General features: G+C 32.6%; 13 protein-coding genes and 1 riboswitch. Of the genes, 3 read left to right on the top strand and 10 right to left on the bottom strand.

Annotated features, from left to right (window positions below):
• Window positions 1-136: 136 nt before the first annotated feature.
• The 4 genes from NSS86_RS03645 to NSS86_RS03630 form a co-directional block, all read right to left on the bottom strand.
• Entirely contained in the window at window positions 137-940 is an 804-nt protein-coding gene (locus tag NSS86_RS03645) for a TerC family protein (RefSeq protein WP_000928413.1), read from the bottom strand.
• Window positions 941-1015: 75 nt separating this feature from the next.
• Window positions 1016-1122: riboswitch (yybP-ykoY riboswitch) on the bottom strand.
• 119 nt (window positions 1123-1241) lie between these two features.
• The gene (locus NSS86_RS03640; RefSeq protein ID WP_001049950.1) at window positions 1242-2804 is read right to left on the bottom strand and encodes a peptide chain release factor 3; all 1563 of its coding nucleotides are present in this window, start codon (window positions 2802-2804) and stop codon (window positions 1242-1244) included.
• The gene (locus NSS86_RS03635; protein ID WP_000608862.1) at window positions 2804-3055 is read right to left on the bottom strand and encodes a YueH family protein; all 252 of its coding nucleotides are present in this window, start codon (window positions 3053-3055) and stop codon (window positions 2804-2806) included. Before NSS86_RS03635 ends, NSS86_RS03640 begins: the two co-directional genes overlap by 1 nt.
• Window positions 3045-4529: a UDP-N-acetylmuramoyl-L-alanyl-D-glutamate--L-lysine ligase gene (locus NSS86_RS03630; protein WP_000340119.1), complete on the bottom strand. Its 1485-nt coding sequence runs from the start codon at window positions 4527-4529 to the stop codon at window positions 3045-3047. Before NSS86_RS03630 ends, NSS86_RS03635 begins: the two co-directional genes overlap by 11 nt.
• Window positions 4530-4961: 432 nt before the next feature.
• On the opposite strand from NSS86_RS03630, the gene NSS86_RS03625 reads away from it, so the two are divergent.
• Together NSS86_RS03625 and NSS86_RS03620 are read left to right on the top strand one after the other, a co-directional pair.
• A complete protein-coding gene (locus tag NSS86_RS03625) occupies window positions 4962-6137 on the top strand; it encodes a diglucosyl diacylglycerol synthase (RefSeq protein WP_000258644.1) in 1176 nt (391 codons plus the stop codon).
• Window positions 6115-7305, top strand: a complete 1191-nt coding sequence (locus tag NSS86_RS03620; RefSeq protein ID WP_001154223.1) for an MFS transporter — start codon at window positions 6115-6117, stop codon at window positions 7303-7305. Before NSS86_RS03625 ends, NSS86_RS03620 begins: the two co-directional genes overlap by 23 nt.
• 112 nt (window positions 7306-7417) lie before the next feature.
• Here the strand turns inward: NSS86_RS03620 and NSS86_RS03615 are convergent, their stop codons facing one another.
• The 3 genes from NSS86_RS03615 to NSS86_RS03605 form a co-directional block, all read right to left on the bottom strand.
• Window positions 7418-7927: a YjcG family protein gene (locus NSS86_RS03615; protein WP_000600387.1), complete on the bottom strand. Its 510-nt coding sequence runs from the start codon at window positions 7925-7927 to the stop codon at window positions 7418-7420.
• A gap of 193 nt (window positions 7928-8120) precedes the next feature.
• Entirely contained in the window at window positions 8121-8879 is a 759-nt protein-coding gene (locus NSS86_RS03610; protein ID WP_001288675.1) for an esterase family protein, read from the bottom strand.
• 144 nt (window positions 8880-9023) lie between these two features.
• Window positions 9024-10592: an alanine/glycine:cation symporter family protein gene (locus tag NSS86_RS03605; RefSeq protein WP_000570690.1), complete on the bottom strand. Its 1569-nt coding sequence runs from the start codon at window positions 10590-10592 to the stop codon at window positions 9024-9026.
• Window positions 10593-10933: 341 nt separating this feature from the next.
• Between NSS86_RS03605 and cozEa the strand changes: the two genes are divergently transcribed.
• On the top strand, window positions 10934-12019 hold the full coding sequence (cozEa, locus tag NSS86_RS03600) for a cell elongation protein CozEa (RefSeq protein ID WP_000933105.1): 1086 nt from the start codon (window positions 10934-10936) through the stop codon (window positions 12017-12019).
• 196 nt (window positions 12020-12215) lie between these two features.
• Here the strand turns inward: cozEa and fabI are convergent, their stop codons facing one another.
• The 3 genes from fabI to mgtE all read right to left on the bottom strand — a co-directional run bounded on the left by fabI (window position 12216) and on the right by mgtE (window position 16503).
• The gene (gene fabI, locus NSS86_RS03595; protein WP_000933195.1) at window positions 12216-12986 is read right to left on the bottom strand and encodes an enoyl-ACP reductase FabI; all 771 of its coding nucleotides are present in this window, start codon (window positions 12984-12986) and stop codon (window positions 12216-12218) included.
• Window positions 12987-13263: 277 nt separating this feature from the next.
• On the bottom strand, window positions 13264-15108 hold the full coding sequence (locus NSS86_RS03590) for a monovalent cation:proton antiporter family protein (protein WP_000395153.1): 1845 nt from the start codon (window positions 15106-15108) through the stop codon (window positions 13264-13266).
• Between the two features lie 9 nt (window positions 15109-15117).
• Window positions 15118-16503 carry a magnesium transporter gene (gene mgtE, locus NSS86_RS03585; RefSeq protein ID WP_000062407.1) on the bottom strand — a complete coding sequence of 462 codons (1386 nt, stop codon included), beginning with the start codon at window positions 16501-16503 and terminating at the stop codon, window positions 15118-15120.
• Between the last annotated feature and the right edge of the window lie 20 nt (window positions 16504-16523).

Here is a 16523-nt window from a genome sequence, read left to right as displayed (position 1 = left end):
ATATAAAAGGCACATTTTCTTAATACTATATCGCATCTTTTGATTCACATTCTTCAAAATCCATTTTTCATAAATCACTCAATTAAATGAAAAAGGACAACCTTAAACTAAATTAAGATTGTCCGCTTCACATCAATTATTTATGCGATTTTTTATTTTTAACAACTGAACCTAACCAACCGATAATTACTAATCCAATTAGTACTGTCCAGAAAATAGATTGCCATAATACGCCATGTGGGAAGTGCTCAGGCAATACAGCGATGTCTGGGTGCGCTAATACCATGACAACTAATTTAACACCTACCCAACCAACGATCGCGAAGGCTGCACCTTCAAGTCCTGGATATTTGTTTAATAGCTCTACAAACCATGTTGCTGCATAACGCATTAGAATAACACCAATCATTCCACCTAGGAACATGACTACGAACTGACCTAAGTCCATACCACCAAAGTGAATACCAACTTTAGGAAGTGTTACAGCAATAGCTAAAGCAGCAAGCATAGAATCAATGGCAAATGCGATATCTGCAAATTCTATTTTCAACACAGTTCCCCAGAATGATTTGTTACTTGCTTTAATCTCTTCACCAGATTCATCATAATGATGATCATCTCCAGCTTCAGGACTTTCAATTTCTGGGTGTTTAAAGAACTGCCACAGATTTTTGATTGACATATAAATTAAGTAAACCGCTCCTGCAGCTTGAATAAACCAAAAGTTCGCGATAATACTAATTAAGAATAATGCTAAAAATCTAAATACAAATGCACCTAACAAACCGTAAAACAAAGCTTTTTTACGTTGTTCGGGTGGTAAGTGCTTAACCATTACAGCCATAACAATCGCGTTATCTGCTGCTAATAAGCCTTCTAAAAATACTAAAACGACAAGTACCCATAAATAAGGTAAGATCAAACTTGGATCCATTAACATGTACAACTCCTTTAAATAAATAAGTTAAGTACAAACAAAAAGACCTATGCTAAATAAATAGCAAAGGTCTCACTAAGCAATTTAAATTGCCCACTTTACCGGAAGATATCTTCGTAATGACGATAAAGTGTCGAATCATTTATACGGTCATGATTCTTAAGTTACTCCCCTCTGACAAAATGCCATAGGTTATTCATTTGATACATCATAGTATACCTTTTTCTTTTAAAATATACAATTTATTTTTCTTCAACGAAACAATTATTTTTAATGTAACAAATTCGATTATACAATTGAGCTGTTAAAGTAAACTATACAATTTAATTTCAAGGAATTTCTCTTCAAACCATCTTGTTGCAAATTCATTTTCAAATAAGAATACTAAATCGTCATATCTATCTTTCACTAAAATCGATCTTGATGTGTTCATCTTATCTGTAATTTGGTCTTCATTTTCAATCCAACGTGCAATTTTACGGCCTACTGGCTCCATAACAACATCAACATTATATTCGTTTTTCATTCTATGTTCGAAAACTTCAAATTGTAACTGACCAACAGCACCTAAAATAATTTGGTTTGTGTGTAATGTTTTATAGTATTGAATCGCACCTTCTTGTACTAATTGTTCAATACCTTTATGGAAATGCTTCTGTTTCATGACGTTTTTAGCAGAAACTTTCATAAAAATTTCTGGCGTAAATTGTGGTAAATCTTGGAAACTGTAGGTTTGTTTTCCACCAACTAAAGTATCTCCAATTTGATAATTACCAGTATCATATAGTCCAATGATATCGCCTGCTACAGCATGATTCACAGTTTCTTTATCGTCTGCCATAAATGACGTTGAACGTGTGATCTTTTGCTTTTTATTAGTACGTTGCAAAGTAACATCCATACCACGTTCAAATGCACCACTAACGACACGCATAAAGGCAATTCTATCACGGTGTTTAGGGTCCATGTTGGCTTGAATTTTAAAGATAAATCCTGAAAATGAATCATCAAACGGGCTTACTTCAACGTCTTCTTTTGTTTGTCTCGCATTTGGCATTGGCGCAAAATCAACATATGCATTTAAGAAATTTTGTACACCAAAGTTAGCTAAAGCTGAACCGAAAAATACAGGTGTTAAGTCTCCACTCAACAGCGCGTCATTATCAAAGGCTTCACCCGCTTCTTCAACCAACATTAATTCTTCAATCGCTTGTTCAAAAGCACTATCATTTGTAATTGCATGATCTTCTTCCAACTCAAAATCATCATTCAAATGTAATATATTTTCTTCATCTCTAAATGGTTCAATTGTTTTAGACTTTCTATCAATGATGCCAAAGAAACTTTGTCCCATACCAATTGGCCAATTCATAGGGTATGTTTCAATATTTAATGTCTCTTCGATTTCATCTAATAATTCAAATGGTTCTTTACCTACTCGGTCTAATTTATTAATGAATGTAAAGATTGGAATACCACGCATTTTACAAACTTTAAATAACTTCAATGTTTGTGGTTCAATACCTTTTGCACAGTCTATGACCATGACAGCACTGTCAACTGCCATTAATGTTCTATACGTATCTTCTGAAAAGTCTTCATGTCCTGGTGTATCTAAGATATTGATTTTATAATCATCGTAATCAAATTGCATTACTGAACTAGTTACAGAAATACCACGCTCTTGTTCAACTTTCATCCAGTCACTTGTCGCAAATTTACCAGTCTTCTTCCCTTTAACTGTACCCGCTTCACGAATAGCACCACTGAAGTACAATAGTTTTTCAGTTAACGTTGTTTTCCCTGCATCGGGATGTGAAATAATCGCAAAAGTCTTTCTAGACTCAACTTCTTGCTTTAAGTTCATTAGTCTTTCTCCTTTTTATATGTTTCTATCCAATCTGTTAGTTGTGATGCAATCGATTCTGCCTCTTCCTCTTCTTTAAAAACAAACAATTGCATGAGTATTGCTTCAAAACAAGTTTCTTCATCTAATGTCATTGCCATCTGATATGACCAAAACCAATCTGGTATAGCAATGATTATCTGGTTATTTAATGCTTCGAATAAATAAACATCAATAGTTTTACCTTCATCAATAAATCTTTTATTGATCAACAGGGCCACCACCGAACTTTTTGTAAGCTGCTTCAAGGCCAATTAAATCATCTCGATGTGGCACCTTAATATGCCCTGGCATGATTTGATATGGTTCTCTTCCTTTTGATGCTAAAACGACAGTATCCCCAGGCTCAGCTATGTCAATTGCATGTTTTATCCCTTCTGCACGATCATCAAATTCAATATAGTTTTGATGTGTTGCACCTTTGGCTAATTCTGCCGTTAACATTTTCGGGTCATCATTTGCCGGATTATCCGGTGTGAAAATGACATAATCTGCACGACAGGCAACTCGCCCCATTTCAGGCGTTTTAGTTAAATCACGTTCGCCTGCCATACCAACTAAAAATATCAACTTTTGCTTTACAAAAGGCTGTACTGCATCGATTAATTTGTTCATACCATCAGCTGTATGTGCATAATCGATAATTAAATCAATAGGTAACGAAGGATCTAAAACTTCTAATCGCCCTTCAACAGGTTCTAAATTTTCAACAGCTTTAATAATCGTTTCTAAAGATGTACCTTTACTCCACACCGCAATCATTGCCGCCATAATATTAGAAATATTAAACTTACCAACATAAGGCGATTTTACTGGGTAAGTTCCAAAAGGCGTTACAAAATCAAAGCTGACACCTTGTAAAGATTCTTGAATATTTTTAGCCATAAATTGGGCTTCCTCATCAATTCCATAACTAAATACTTCATAAGGCGTCACTGTTCTTAAATACTCAGAAAATGAATCGTCATTGTTTAACACGACATACTTTTCTTTCGACAAATCTTCACCTAATTGACTAAACAATAAAGACTTCGCGTGTCCGTATGCTTCCATTGTGCCATGAAAATCTAAATGGTCTTGTGTTAAATTTGAAAATATTGCAACGTCAAATTCAACGCCTCGCAGTCGTCCTAATACTAAGCCATGGCTTGATACTTCTAATGTCATAGATTCAGCGCCTGCATCAACTGCTTCTTTAATTTTCTTAGTTAAAGAAACTGTTTCTGGTGTCGTATTTGCACCTTTTGTCTTTGTTTCATTAATTTGGAAACCATTAGTTCCTAAATATGCACTATTTTTTTGTAACTTTCTTTGAATTAAATGAATCATCGTCGCAATAGAAGTTTTACCATTTGTACCCGTTACACCAAATGTCACTAACTGATGACTCGGATAATCATATAATGTGTGTGCTAGAATACTAGCTACTCTTAATGTGTCCGGCACAACCACTTGTGTTACGTTAGCTGGTAATGATTGTTCTTTATTGACCACTACCAACTTACACCCTTGATCAGCTACATTTTGACAGAACTTATGACTGTCTACAGTATATCCAACTGAAGCGACAAAAATGCTACCTTCTCTCGCTGTACGTGAATCAGTAGTGATATCATCTATTTGTTGTTCTAAAGAACCCAATACACGCTTTACTTTTACTTTCTTAAACAACGTACTTGCATCCAAACTGAACCGCTCCTTTTTCTACAATATGTTTATTATACACGTTTTGTTGATGTTAATAAATTTATAATTTCACTGTTATATCCTACTAATCAGCATTTTCTAATTTCTACTATTAAAAATAAAACATACGGTATTATGAATTAGTTTTACAATTATGGCTCATCTTAAATTATTAAAACCATCTTGTAACATGGTATAATATCATAATTGTTTCCAAAAATATGCTATAATTGTATACTGGATAATTTTAAATATACAAATAAAACATAGAACAATAAATTGCTTTATAAAATAACGTTTTATTTTGTATCAATTCATCTATTGATTAAAATTGCTATAAATGTAACGACTTTGCGTCTTTATTTCTTTTATAATGCCGTAAAATAAGTTACACTTAAATAAAATTTTCAAACTAACGGAGGGTGGCTATTAATGGTTACTCAAAATAAAAAGATATTGATTATTACTGGCTCATTCGGTAACGGTCATATGCAAGTTACACAGAGTATCGTTAATCAACTTAATGATATGAATCTAGACCATTTAAGCGTCATTGAGCACGATTTATTTATGGAAGCTCATCCAATTTTGACTTCTATTTGTAAAAAATGGTATATCAATAGCTTTAAATATTTTAGAAATATGTACAAAGGGTTTTATTACAGCCGCCCAGATAAACTAGACAAATGTTTTTACAAATACTATGGACTTAATAAGTTAATTAATTTATTGATAAAAGAAAAGCCAGATTTAATATTATTAACGTTTCCTACACCAGTTATGTCGGTACTAACTGAGCAATTTAACATTAATATTCCAGTTGCTACAGTGATGACAGACTATCGCTTACATAAAAACTGGATTACGCCGTATTCAACAAGATATTATGTGGCAACAAAAGAAACGAAACAAGACTTCATAGACGTAGGTATTGATCCTTCAACAGTTAAAGTGACAGGTATTCCTATTGATAACAAATTTGAAACGCCTATTAATCAAAAGCAGTGGTTAATAGACAACAACTTAGATCCAGATAAGCAAACTATTTTAATGTCAGCTGGTGCATTTGGTGTATCTAAAGGTTTTGACACGATGATTACTGATATATTAGCGAAAAGTGCAAATGCACAAGTAGTTATGATTTGTGGTAAGAGCAAAGAGCTAAAGCGTTCTTTAATAGCTAAGTTTAAATCTAACGAGAATGTATTGATTCTAGGTTATACCAAACACATGAATGAATGGATGGCATCAAGTCAACTTATGATTACGAAACCTGGTGGTATCACAATAACTGAAGGTTTCGCCCGTTGTATTCCAATGATTTTCCTAAATCCTGCACCTGGTCAAGAGCTTGAAAATGCCCTTTACTTTGAAGAAAAAGGTTTTGGTAAAATCGCTGATACTCCAGAAGAAGCAATAAAAATTGTAGCAAGTTTAACGAACGGTAATGAGCAATTAACTAACATGATTAGTGCAATGGAACAAGATAAAATTAAGTATGCTACACAGACAATATGTCGAGACTTACTTGATTTAATCGGTCATTCATCACAACCACAAGAGATTTATGGAAAGGTTCCTTTATATGCAAGATTCTTCGTTAAATAATTACGCTAATCATAAAAATTTCATTTTAATGCTTATTATCTTATTTTTAATGGAATTTGCGAGAGGCATGTATATCCTAAGCTATATTAATTTCTTGCCAACAGTTACATCCATTGCTGTAGCAATAACGTCTCTAGCATTTTCAATACATTTTATTGCTGATGCATCTACAAACTTTGTTATAGGATTTTTACTGAAAAAATTCGGCACAAAAATCGTTTTAACGACTGGATTTATTTTAGCATTTACAAGTTTATTTTTAGTTATTTGGTTTCCAGCATCACCTTTTGTAATCATATTTAGTGCTATGATGCTCGGTATTGCAGTTAGTCCTATTTGGGTCATTATGTTATCCAGTGTTGAAGAAGATAAACGTGGCAAACAAATGGGCTATGTTTATTTTTCATGGTTGTTAGGCCTATTGGTAGGTATGGTTTTTATGAATCTACTTATCAAAGTGCACCCAACACGCTTTGCCTTCATGATGTCTTTAGTCGTTTTAATTGCATGGATATTATATTATTTTGTCGATGTAAAGTTAACAAATTATAATACTCGTCCAGTTAAAGCTCAATTGAGACAAATTGTTGATGTGACAAAGCGCCATTTATTGTTGTTCCCTGGTATTCTTTTACAAGGTGCCGCAATTGCTGCCCTAGTTCCTATATTACCAACATATGCTACTAAGGTTATTAACGTAAGCACAATTGAATATACTGTTGCAATCATTATTGGTGGTATCGGCTGTGCAGTTTCGATGCTATTTTTATCGAAACTAATAGATAACCGCAGCAGAAACTTTATGTATGGTGTTATTCTAAGCGGATTTATTTTATACATGATATTAATTTTTACTCTATCTATGATTGTTAATATTCACATCGTGTGGATTATCGCTTTAGCTATCGGTCTAATGTATGGCATCTTATTACCAGCATGGAATACCTTTATGGCACGATTTATCAAATCAGATGAACAAGAAGAAACTTGGGGTGTTTTTAATAGTATCCAAGGATTCGGCTCAATGATAGGGCCATTATTTGGCGGATTAATTACACAATTTACCAACGATTTAAACAATACATTTTATTTCTCGGCATTAATCTTTTTAGTCTTAGCTGTATTTTATGGAAGCTACTTTATAGCAAATAGAGAAAAAGCTAAGTAAGGTTAAAACGTATTTTAAAATAAAGAAAATGGTCATTTTTATTACATTCAATAAAAATGACCATTTTCTTATTAATTCAAACATACTACGATTAACAATACTATTATGTTACTTAAGCTAATTTAAACGTTTCAATAACTTTCCATTTATCTTCGTCATCGTCAAAACGTAACAAAGTTAATTCATCGATAATTTCTTTATGGTCTACCCCAGCTAATGCTACTTGACCAAAAATATCTTCGAATTCTTGGCTAGATAGTCCTTGTGCTATTGTAAAGTGTGGCACAAAAACATGTTCAGCTTCTCCATAGAAATCTTCTCCATTAAAGCGATTAAACAATTCTTCTAAGTCGTCCGTCTTCGCAACTTTAAAGTAAATCACATTGTTCGTTGGTTTGAAGCTAGAAGCTTTTGTAGCATGAACTTCTACTGCTGGTATACCATTAATACGAGCTCTAACCTGTTCAATGACAGAATCTAAATCACCATCTTCAATTTCAAATGGCGCTTTAATTGTCACATGTGGTTTAATTCGTGAATACTGTTTATCATATCTTTTACGGTAAGAATCCACCGCTTCTTGAAATGACTTTGATGGAATTAATGCTAATCCTAAAATCATCTGAATTCCTCCTTTGTTTAACCTATTGCTATTATATCAAATTTCTTTGAAAACCGTTACATTAAAAATAATTCATTATACATCTTTTGCAATTTCGACAAATTTAAATTAAATCAAACAGTAAAATCTTTTATAAATTATATTATAGACCAAACTATATGAAGACAATTCATACTAAATCTACTAATGTAAATTACTCATAATGTTGATCATCTGTGTTTTTACGTAAAAAATACAATAATATATCTGACAGCAATGGTTTCCAATCTTTCCATTGGTGACCACCTTCAAATTCATCGTAATAATAAGTTATATTATATTTCTTAATTTGTTCAGCTAATTCTCTATTCGGTGTTAAGAAATCGGCACGCTTACCATTTGTTGGTAAAGTAAAATCTTTTTCATCTAGACCAATGACATGCCAAATTGTCAATTGTTCTTTATTAGCACATTGATTTAGCTTATCTAATACTTTGTCATCTGAATGTGGACTTAACATTGCTACACGACTAAAAATCGTTGGATAGGTCAACGCCGTTAATAAGGCAATACTACCCGCTAAACTATCCCCTACTAATAACCTTGCATTACCTACTTTCAGTGTAGAAAACGTCGAGTCAATAAATGGCAATATTTCTTTACCGACTGATTGAATAGTTAAATGAGAACGACTTCCTTGTGGATGAAATTCCTCTCTACGCTTATCAACGTCTTCATAATGGAATCCAACAATGATCGCATCATCAATACGCGCTTCTTTGATTAACGATTCATATGTACGTTGTATTCTCCCGAAACGTAAAAAATCTAATCCGTCAAAGCAAAGAATGACATTATATTTAACAAGTTGATTATAAGATTCTGGTAAATAAATACTTATCGTGACATCTCTATTTAAAATATTACTATATAAAACATGTTTATTAATCTTACCAGTTTTAAATTCTGACATAAAAAAGTGCCCCCTAGTAGTTGTATTGTTATTGTACCAAGAGACACTATATTTTTAAAATTCAAATTTCTGAGCACCTAAAATTATCAATGCTGTTTCTTTTTTTATCAAATGATCACTACATATACTATAAACAAAAGTAGATTACTTTTTGGCACGTGCTTGTTTTAAACGTTCTGGATATGTCTTCAACCAAAAGACAGCATTAGGTAATTTATTCGGATCAGGTTGATAAACTGCATTATAACCGTTTCCTAAACGTTTCTTTTGAATTTCATAATCTTTTAAAGCATTTACGGCAGGCTTATGTAAAATCCAAATCGCAATGATATTTAACCAAGCCATTAGACCTACACCTAAATCACCGAATGCCCATGCTACATCAGCTGTTTTAACTGCACCGTAAAATGTAGCGAACAAAATAATCACACGAGCAATATTAATAAATATCGATGAAACTTGATTATTTTGATTACGCGTTAAATAAGCAACATTTGTTTCTGTAATGTAGTAGTACGACAAAATTGTAGTAAATGCAAAGAAGAATAAAGCAAATGCAATAAAGTACGAAACTACGCCAGAGAAAGTAGGATCAAATTGATAACCACTGCCATGGAACGCTTTATCAATGCCGGCTTGTGCATACATCGCAGTACCTGAATAATCTTTACCTGTTGCATTTTCAACATAAATACCGCCATCTTTAATTAAATGCGGTGTGCCATTCGCATTAACCGTACCATCAGTCACATTATATGTACCAGAAATAAGTATAATCAGAGCAGTTGCAGTACATACAAATAATGTATCAATATAAACTGAAAATGCTTGTACTAGACCTTGTTTACTTGGATGTGATACTTCTGCTGCCGCTGCTGCGTGTGGACCTGTACCTTGACCAGCCTCATTTGAGTATAATCCACGTTTAACACCAATCTCTATCATTGCGCCAACGATACCACCAAAAGCAGATTGTAATCCAAATGCTGATTTGAAAATTAATGCAAATAACGCTGGCACTTCTTGTATATTGATACAAATGATAATGACAGCCATCAGTATGTAAATAATTGCCATAAATGGTACAACGGCTGTTGCAACATTGGCAATACTACGTACACCACCAAAAATAATTAATCCCAAAATAACTACAACAATAGCACCCATTAACCATTGTGGAACATGAATCGCATTATGCATAGAACTTGCTATAGCGTTAGATTGCACACCAGGAAGCAATAGACCTACTGAGATAATCGTAACAATAGCAAAGATAATTCCGTAAATTTTACCAAATTTACCACCAATACCATATTCAATATAATACGCTGGTCCACCACGGTATTCATTATTTTCAACTCTCTTGAATATTTGACCAAGTGTAGATTCAATAAAAGCACTACTTGCACCTAAAAACGCAGTAATCCACATCCAAAATACTGCACCAGGTCCTCCTATAAATATTGCAGTAGATACACCGACAATATTACCTGTACCAACCCTGCCTGCTAAAGACATGGCTATCGCTTGAAAACTTGAAATACCATTAGGAGACTTCTCTCCTTGAAACATTAATCGAATCATTTCTTTAAAATGTCTAACTTGAAAAAATCGCATACGCAATGTAAATAGCACACCAGTAATTAGCAAACCATAAACTAATGGCTTACTCCAAACAACCTCATTTAAAAAGGTTACTAATTTTTCAATCATAAGATTCCCCCTATTGTTTAAACATAAAAATATTATACGATTAAGCACGAGACACTTCAATATATTTTTCAGAATATTCTTATAAATATTAATATGATCATTTCATTATTTAAACACGTTTAATATTAAAATAAGTTATTCATATAAACTGGTGCTGTTTGATCCAATTGCAGACTTACGAGTCATTGAAAAGTCTCACAAACTATTGAAAGTAAATATCTTAAAATAGAAAGTGAATGGTTAATTTAAGTATATTTAAAAAATATTAACCTTTTTAAGCACTGCTATTTAGGATATACTAAATAATAACTAAGTTTAGAAAAATAGGAGGAACATCGTTTATGTTAAACAAGGTTTGGTTCCGAACTGGCATCGCTCTGATTATGCTGTTCATTCTCATCAAACTATTTATGGAAGTGCACGAAGTATTTACTCCAATAGCTACAATCATCGGTTCTGTATTTCTTCCATTTTTAATTAGTGGTTTTTTATTTTATATCTGTCTACCTTTTCAAAACTTACTTGAAAAAGTCGGTTTTCCAAGATGGGCTAGTATAACAACAATCATGTTAGCTTTGTTTGCTATTATCGGCTTAATTGTTGCGTTTGTTGCACCAATCATCATTTCAAATATCAACAATTTAATTAGTCAGACACCTGCCCTACAAAAAGAAGCAGAGCAAATTATTAAATTCGCACTAGCTCAAATGGATAAATTACCTGAAGATGTAACAAGTAGAATTACAAATATGGTTAAATCAATGGGTGATGGCGTTACTAATATTTTATCTAATTCATTACAGTACATTACATCATTAATTTCAACCATCTTCTTATTGATTATGGTTCCATTCTTCTTAATTTATATGTTAAAAGACCATGAAAAATTTATCCCAGCTGTTGCTAAATTTTTCAAAGGTGAACGTAAAGTATTTTTCGTAGATTTATTAACTGATTTAAACTTTACATTAAAATCTTACATTCAAGGTCAAGTAACTGTCAGTGTTATTTTAGGTATATTCTTATATATCGGTTATTCAATTATTGACTTACCATATATTCCTTTATTAGTTCTATTTGCTGGTGTCGCAAACTTAATTCCTTTCTTAGGTTCATGGTTATCATTTGCACCTGCAGCAATACTCGGTATTATAGATAGTCCTACTACATTTATATGGGTTTGTATCATTACATTAATTGCACACCAACTTGAAGGTAATATCATTACGCCAAATGTAATGGGTAAATCTTTAAGTATCCATCCTTTAACAATTATCGTTGTTATTTTAGCAGCAGGAGATTTAGGTGGCTTTACATTAGTTCTGATTGCAGTGCCATTATATGCTGTACTTAAAACGGTTGTTAGTAATATTTTCAAATACCGCCAACGCATTATTGATAAAGCAAACAGTAATGTTAAGGACTAATTCTGTGGATGTCTTTTAAGAATATAAGATACTATCTCCTCAAAAGTTGAAACTACAGCTTTTGAGGAGATTTTTTTGTGCATAAAAAAAATCAGTCAGATGAAATATCAAATAATTTTCCATCAGTCCGATTATTATAAAAGCAAAAAAGCTTTGCTCACATATATGATAACGTGAACAAAGCTGTTGAATGATATTATTTAATTGCGTGGAATCCGCTATCTACATGAATATTTTCACCTGTAACGCCACTTGATAAGTCACTTAATAAGTAAGCCGCTGTTTTACCTACTTCTACTTGATCAACGTTACGTTTTAAAGGTGCACGCTCTTCGATTTCTTTAAGAATTGTATTGAAACCACCCACACCTTTTGCACTTAATGTACGGATTGGACCAGCTGAAATTGCATTAACGCGAATATTATCAGGACCTAAGTCTAATGCTAAATATTTAACATTTGCTTCTAAGCTCGCTTTAGCAACACCCATCACATTATAATTTTGAACTGCGAATTCGCCACCTAAATATGTTGTTGCAACAATGCTACCACCTTCTGGCATTAATTTTTTAGCTTCATGAGCCACAATTGTTAATGAGTAAGAACTAATGTCTTGAGCTAACAAGAAGCCTTCACGTGAAGTTTCAGAAAAGCGTCCGCGTAAGTCTTCCATATTAGCAAATGCGATTGAATGATATACACCATCAATATTGCCAACATCTTTACCAATTTGCTCAAAACCATTAATAACCTCTTCATCGCTTTGAACATCAATTTGATATAAGTGCGCTTCTGGTTGATTTAATTGTTCTAATAATTTTTCAAGCTCTTTACGGCTACGTTCTTTACGGTAAGTAAATACTAATTTAGCACCTAATTGATCTAAAACTTTAGCGACACCAAAAGCAATACTACGCTTATTAGCGATTCCCATGATGACATATGTTTTGTTTTCAAGATTTAACATGTAAGATAACTCCTTATAATAATTAATTTAACGGATAGAATATCTAATCCCAGTTTTAACTAACTTTTTATTCGTCAATACATTTTAACACTATTATGACTTTTTAATAAAGTTATTTAAACGTATTACAACGATAAATGTTTGATTTAGTCCTTTCTGTATCAAACTTGATTTACGTAAAAAGCATTTATTTATCAAAATCATATACATACTAGCATTTTAAAATCATTAATTTTACGTCGTACTAAAATACGTCTGCATTTTAATATCATTATTGTTAAAAATAAAATTCTAACTCTTGCTTCAATTCATCAACGTATTCTTTAGCACCGGTAACAATTAAGCGATCTCCATATCGCAATTGTGTATCTCCATGCGGAACAATCGACTCATTATTACGGATAATACGCACGAAGATGATGTCTCCTCCGAATGGGAAATTACGTAATTGAATATTTTCATATTTATAATTTAACATTTGAATTTCATATAGTGACGTTTCAACATTACTTAATAAATTCAACATGTTAGGTGTTTCAATTAAACCTTTTAATAAGATTTTATTACTTAAGTAGCTACTGAAAATTTCAATACCTGAATCAACTAACTCTGTATCGTCCGTTGTGCTTTCAAGTCTGCAAATGACACGCTCAACTTGATGTGCTTTGGCTAATTTAGCAACTTTTCGGTTAATATCATCGTCATTCGTAGCACAAACAACTATGTCTCGGTCAAACAGACCTAGTCGTTCTAAAACATCTTGTTCATAATCAGCAATTTCTATCATCGTGATATCATCTGACAATTGACGACGATCACTCAAGTCTTTGCGATAATATAATGTCACGTCATATAACTGAGATGTTAAATTTTGCGCTATAGGAATCGTTAATTGATTTTTACCAATTAAACTAACTTCAATTTTACGGTTAAACTCATCTGGAACTGGAAACAGTTTTTTGAAAATAATCGGAACGAATACACATGTAATGACTGCGCTTAAAATTAATATACCTGACGTTTCAGCTGAAATAGCATTTAATCTTTCTGAAATTTTGGCTGCAGCTATCACGAGCGATAATGTTGATGTTAATAAAAATGCTGATGCAATCGTTGTTTTCATATCAAACCAACGTCGAATAAACATGACTGGAATTAATTTTGAAATGATAAATGCAACGATTAAAATCGGTATGATAATTAGTAATTTCGGTTCTTTAATTAATGAAGGTATGTTTAAATCTACACCAACCATTATAAAGAAAATAGGAATAAAGAACCCATAACCAAATGAGTCTAACTTTTCAACCATTTCTTCATCTGGATTTAATAATGAAACAACGACACCTGCTAAGAATGCACCTAATATATTTTCTGCGCCAACTCCCTCTGCTAGGGCTACTAATAATATTATTAATGCAAATACCGCACGAATACCGATTTGCGTCGTACCATCCATCAATTTTTGTAAAAATGACATTCTTTTAAATTGAACACCTAAAATATATGAAATTGCTGTGAAAACAACTAATATACCTATTAACCATATTGTACTGCCGCCTTGACCATTGATTGCGCCATAGACCGTTAATAAAATCATAGTTACTAAGTCCGCAAGTACTGCTACTAATAGGATAAATTGCCCTATAGTTGTTCTCATAATATTCATTTCTTTTAAAGTTGGAACAACTACGCCTAAGGAAATAGTTGAAATGATAATGACCATTAATAACACATCATCCACTAATCCAAGCCATTTAAATACATACGCTAAAAGAATCGAAATAATCATAATAAATGCAAATACAGTTAACGCTAGATTAAGATGCCCTGGAATTGAGGATTCATCATCATTTTGTCCTTGACGTGCGCGTTTATCTTTTTTAAAAGCTTTAAAATCAATTTCTAAACCACTTAAAAACATTAAAAAGATAAAGCCTAACGTTGATAAAATATTTAGAATTGAATCCCTTTCTACTATATTTAGAAATGAATTTCCAATCACAATCCCCATCAAAATTTCTGCAACAACAACTGGCAAGAAATTAATATTTAATCGATTGACAATTATTGGAGTTAAAAACGCTGCTAAAACAACAATAACTAAAGATAAAAACTCCATAACTCCTCCTTAAATTAAGTAAGCCATAAATGATGTAGCTAAACCAAAATAAATCAACATACTAATAATATCATTAATTGTTGTAATAAATGGTCCACTAGCCACTGCTGGATCGATATTTAATTTATTCATCAATAATGGAATCATCGAACCTACAAACGTCCCCACCGTCATCGCACAAGTTAAACTTCCTGCAACGATTAATGCTAAAAGTGGCTGATGATATATTGCAACAATAATTGTAAATAATATTGTTGAACATACAACGCCCGATAATACACCACTTCCCGCTTCTCTTAATGCAATTCTAAATTTACTTTGCTCATTAATTTCCCCTGTCGTAATGTTACGAACTGAAACGGCTAAAGATTGTGTACCTGAATTTCCTGACATACCACTAATAATAGGAATAAACGCTGCGAGTAGCGCTACATTTTCTAATGTTTTTTCAAATCTCCCTAAAATTGTCGCAGTAATCATTCCTAAAAATGTTAAAATAATCAACCATGGTAAACGTTTTAATGCTGTTTTAATGATTGAATCATTAGTCGAATCGATATCTGATACCCCGGCTAAACGAGAGTAGTCTTCACTAGCCTCTTCATCCATAACGTCTAAAATATCATCAATCGTGATGATACCAAGCAAATGTTCTTGGTAATCTATAACAGGTACAGCCATGAAATCATAGTCTCTCATAACTTGAGCAACATCTTCTTGGTCGTCTGCTACATTCACACTAATGACACGTTCATTCATAATATCTTCAATATAAGCATCATTTTCAGCTACAATTAAATCTCTTAGTGATAAAACACCTACTAATTTACCATCATCATCAACGACAAATATAACATATATTGTTTCTGCGTCTGGCGCTTGCGCTTTGACCAATAATAACGCTTCTTTAACAGGCGTATGCGCTTTAAGTGATAAATACTCCGTCGTCATAATACCGCCGGCCGTATCCTCATCATAGTGAAGTAATGCTTTGATTTCATTCGCGTCATCTTTATTCATCAATGTTAAAAGACTAGCAACTTTTGGTTTAGTCAACTCATTTAAAATATCTACTGCATTATCGTATGACATTTCTTCTAATATGTGACTTGCGTATGTCGCATTCATTTTATCAAATAGCAACTCATATTCATCGTCATCAATATCTAATTGATCAAAGAAATTTGCAACCTCTTCAGGTGATAAATATTGAAAAATCTTTTGTCTATTTTCATCGGTAGTATCTTCAAAATACTCACTTTGTTCATATGTGTGTAATGCTAGAAATTCATCTCTAAATTGATCAATATCATCATTTTCTAAGTATTGATCTAATAATGTCTCATCATATAATTCCTCTTGAACACGCTCTTTTTCATCTGTGTTCATTGACATACTTACACCCCCTGTGTGAA

The sequence above is a fragment of the Staphylococcus sp. FSL W8-0056 genome (genome assembly GCF_037963075.1).
Lineage (GTDB): Bacteria > Bacillota > Bacilli > Staphylococcales > Staphylococcaceae > Staphylococcus > Staphylococcus aureus.
This window is presented reverse-complemented; position numbering and strand designations above follow the sequence as displayed.

Bases quoted from the DNA above. Each gene is read 5' to 3' on its own strand.
- NSS86_RS03610 (WP_001288675.1), bottom strand. From the start codon at position 8,879: ATGTCAGAATTTAAAACTGGTAAGATTAATAAACATGTTTTATATAGT.
- mgtE (WP_000062407.1), bottom strand. From the start codon at position 16,503: ATGTCAATGAACACAGATGAAAAAGAGCGTGTTCAAGAGGAATTATAT.
- NSS86_RS03620 (WP_001154223.1), top strand. From the start codon at position 6,115: ATGCAAGATTCTTCGTTAAATAATTACGCTAATCATAAAAATTTCATT.
- NSS86_RS03590 (WP_000395153.1), bottom strand. From the start codon at position 15,108: ATGGAGTTTTTATCTTTAGTTATTGTTGTTTTAGCAGCGTTTTTAACT.
- NSS86_RS03605 (WP_000570690.1), bottom strand. From the start codon at position 10,592: ATGATTGAAAAATTAGTAACCTTTTTAAATGAGGTTGTTTGGAGTAAG.
- NSS86_RS03645 (WP_000928413.1), bottom strand. From the start codon at position 940: ATGTTAATGGATCCAAGTTTGATCTTACCTTATTTATGGGTACTTGTC.
- NSS86_RS03625 (WP_000258644.1), top strand. From the start codon at position 4,962: ATGGTTACTCAAAATAAAAAGATATTGATTATTACTGGCTCATTCGGT.
- NSS86_RS03615 (WP_000600387.1), bottom strand. From the start codon at position 7,927: ATGATTTTAGGATTAGCATTAATTCCATCAAAGTCATTTCAAGAAGCG.
- fabI (WP_000933195.1), bottom strand. From the start codon at position 12,986: ATGTTAAATCTTGAAAACAAAACATATGTCATCATGGGAATCGCTAAT.
- NSS86_RS03640 (WP_001049950.1), bottom strand. From the start codon at position 2,804: ATGAACTTAAAGCAAGAAGTTGAGTCTAGAAAGACTTTTGCGATTATT.
- cozEa (WP_000933105.1), top strand. From the start codon at position 10,934: ATGTTAAACAAGGTTTGGTTCCGAACTGGCATCGCTCTGATTATGCTG.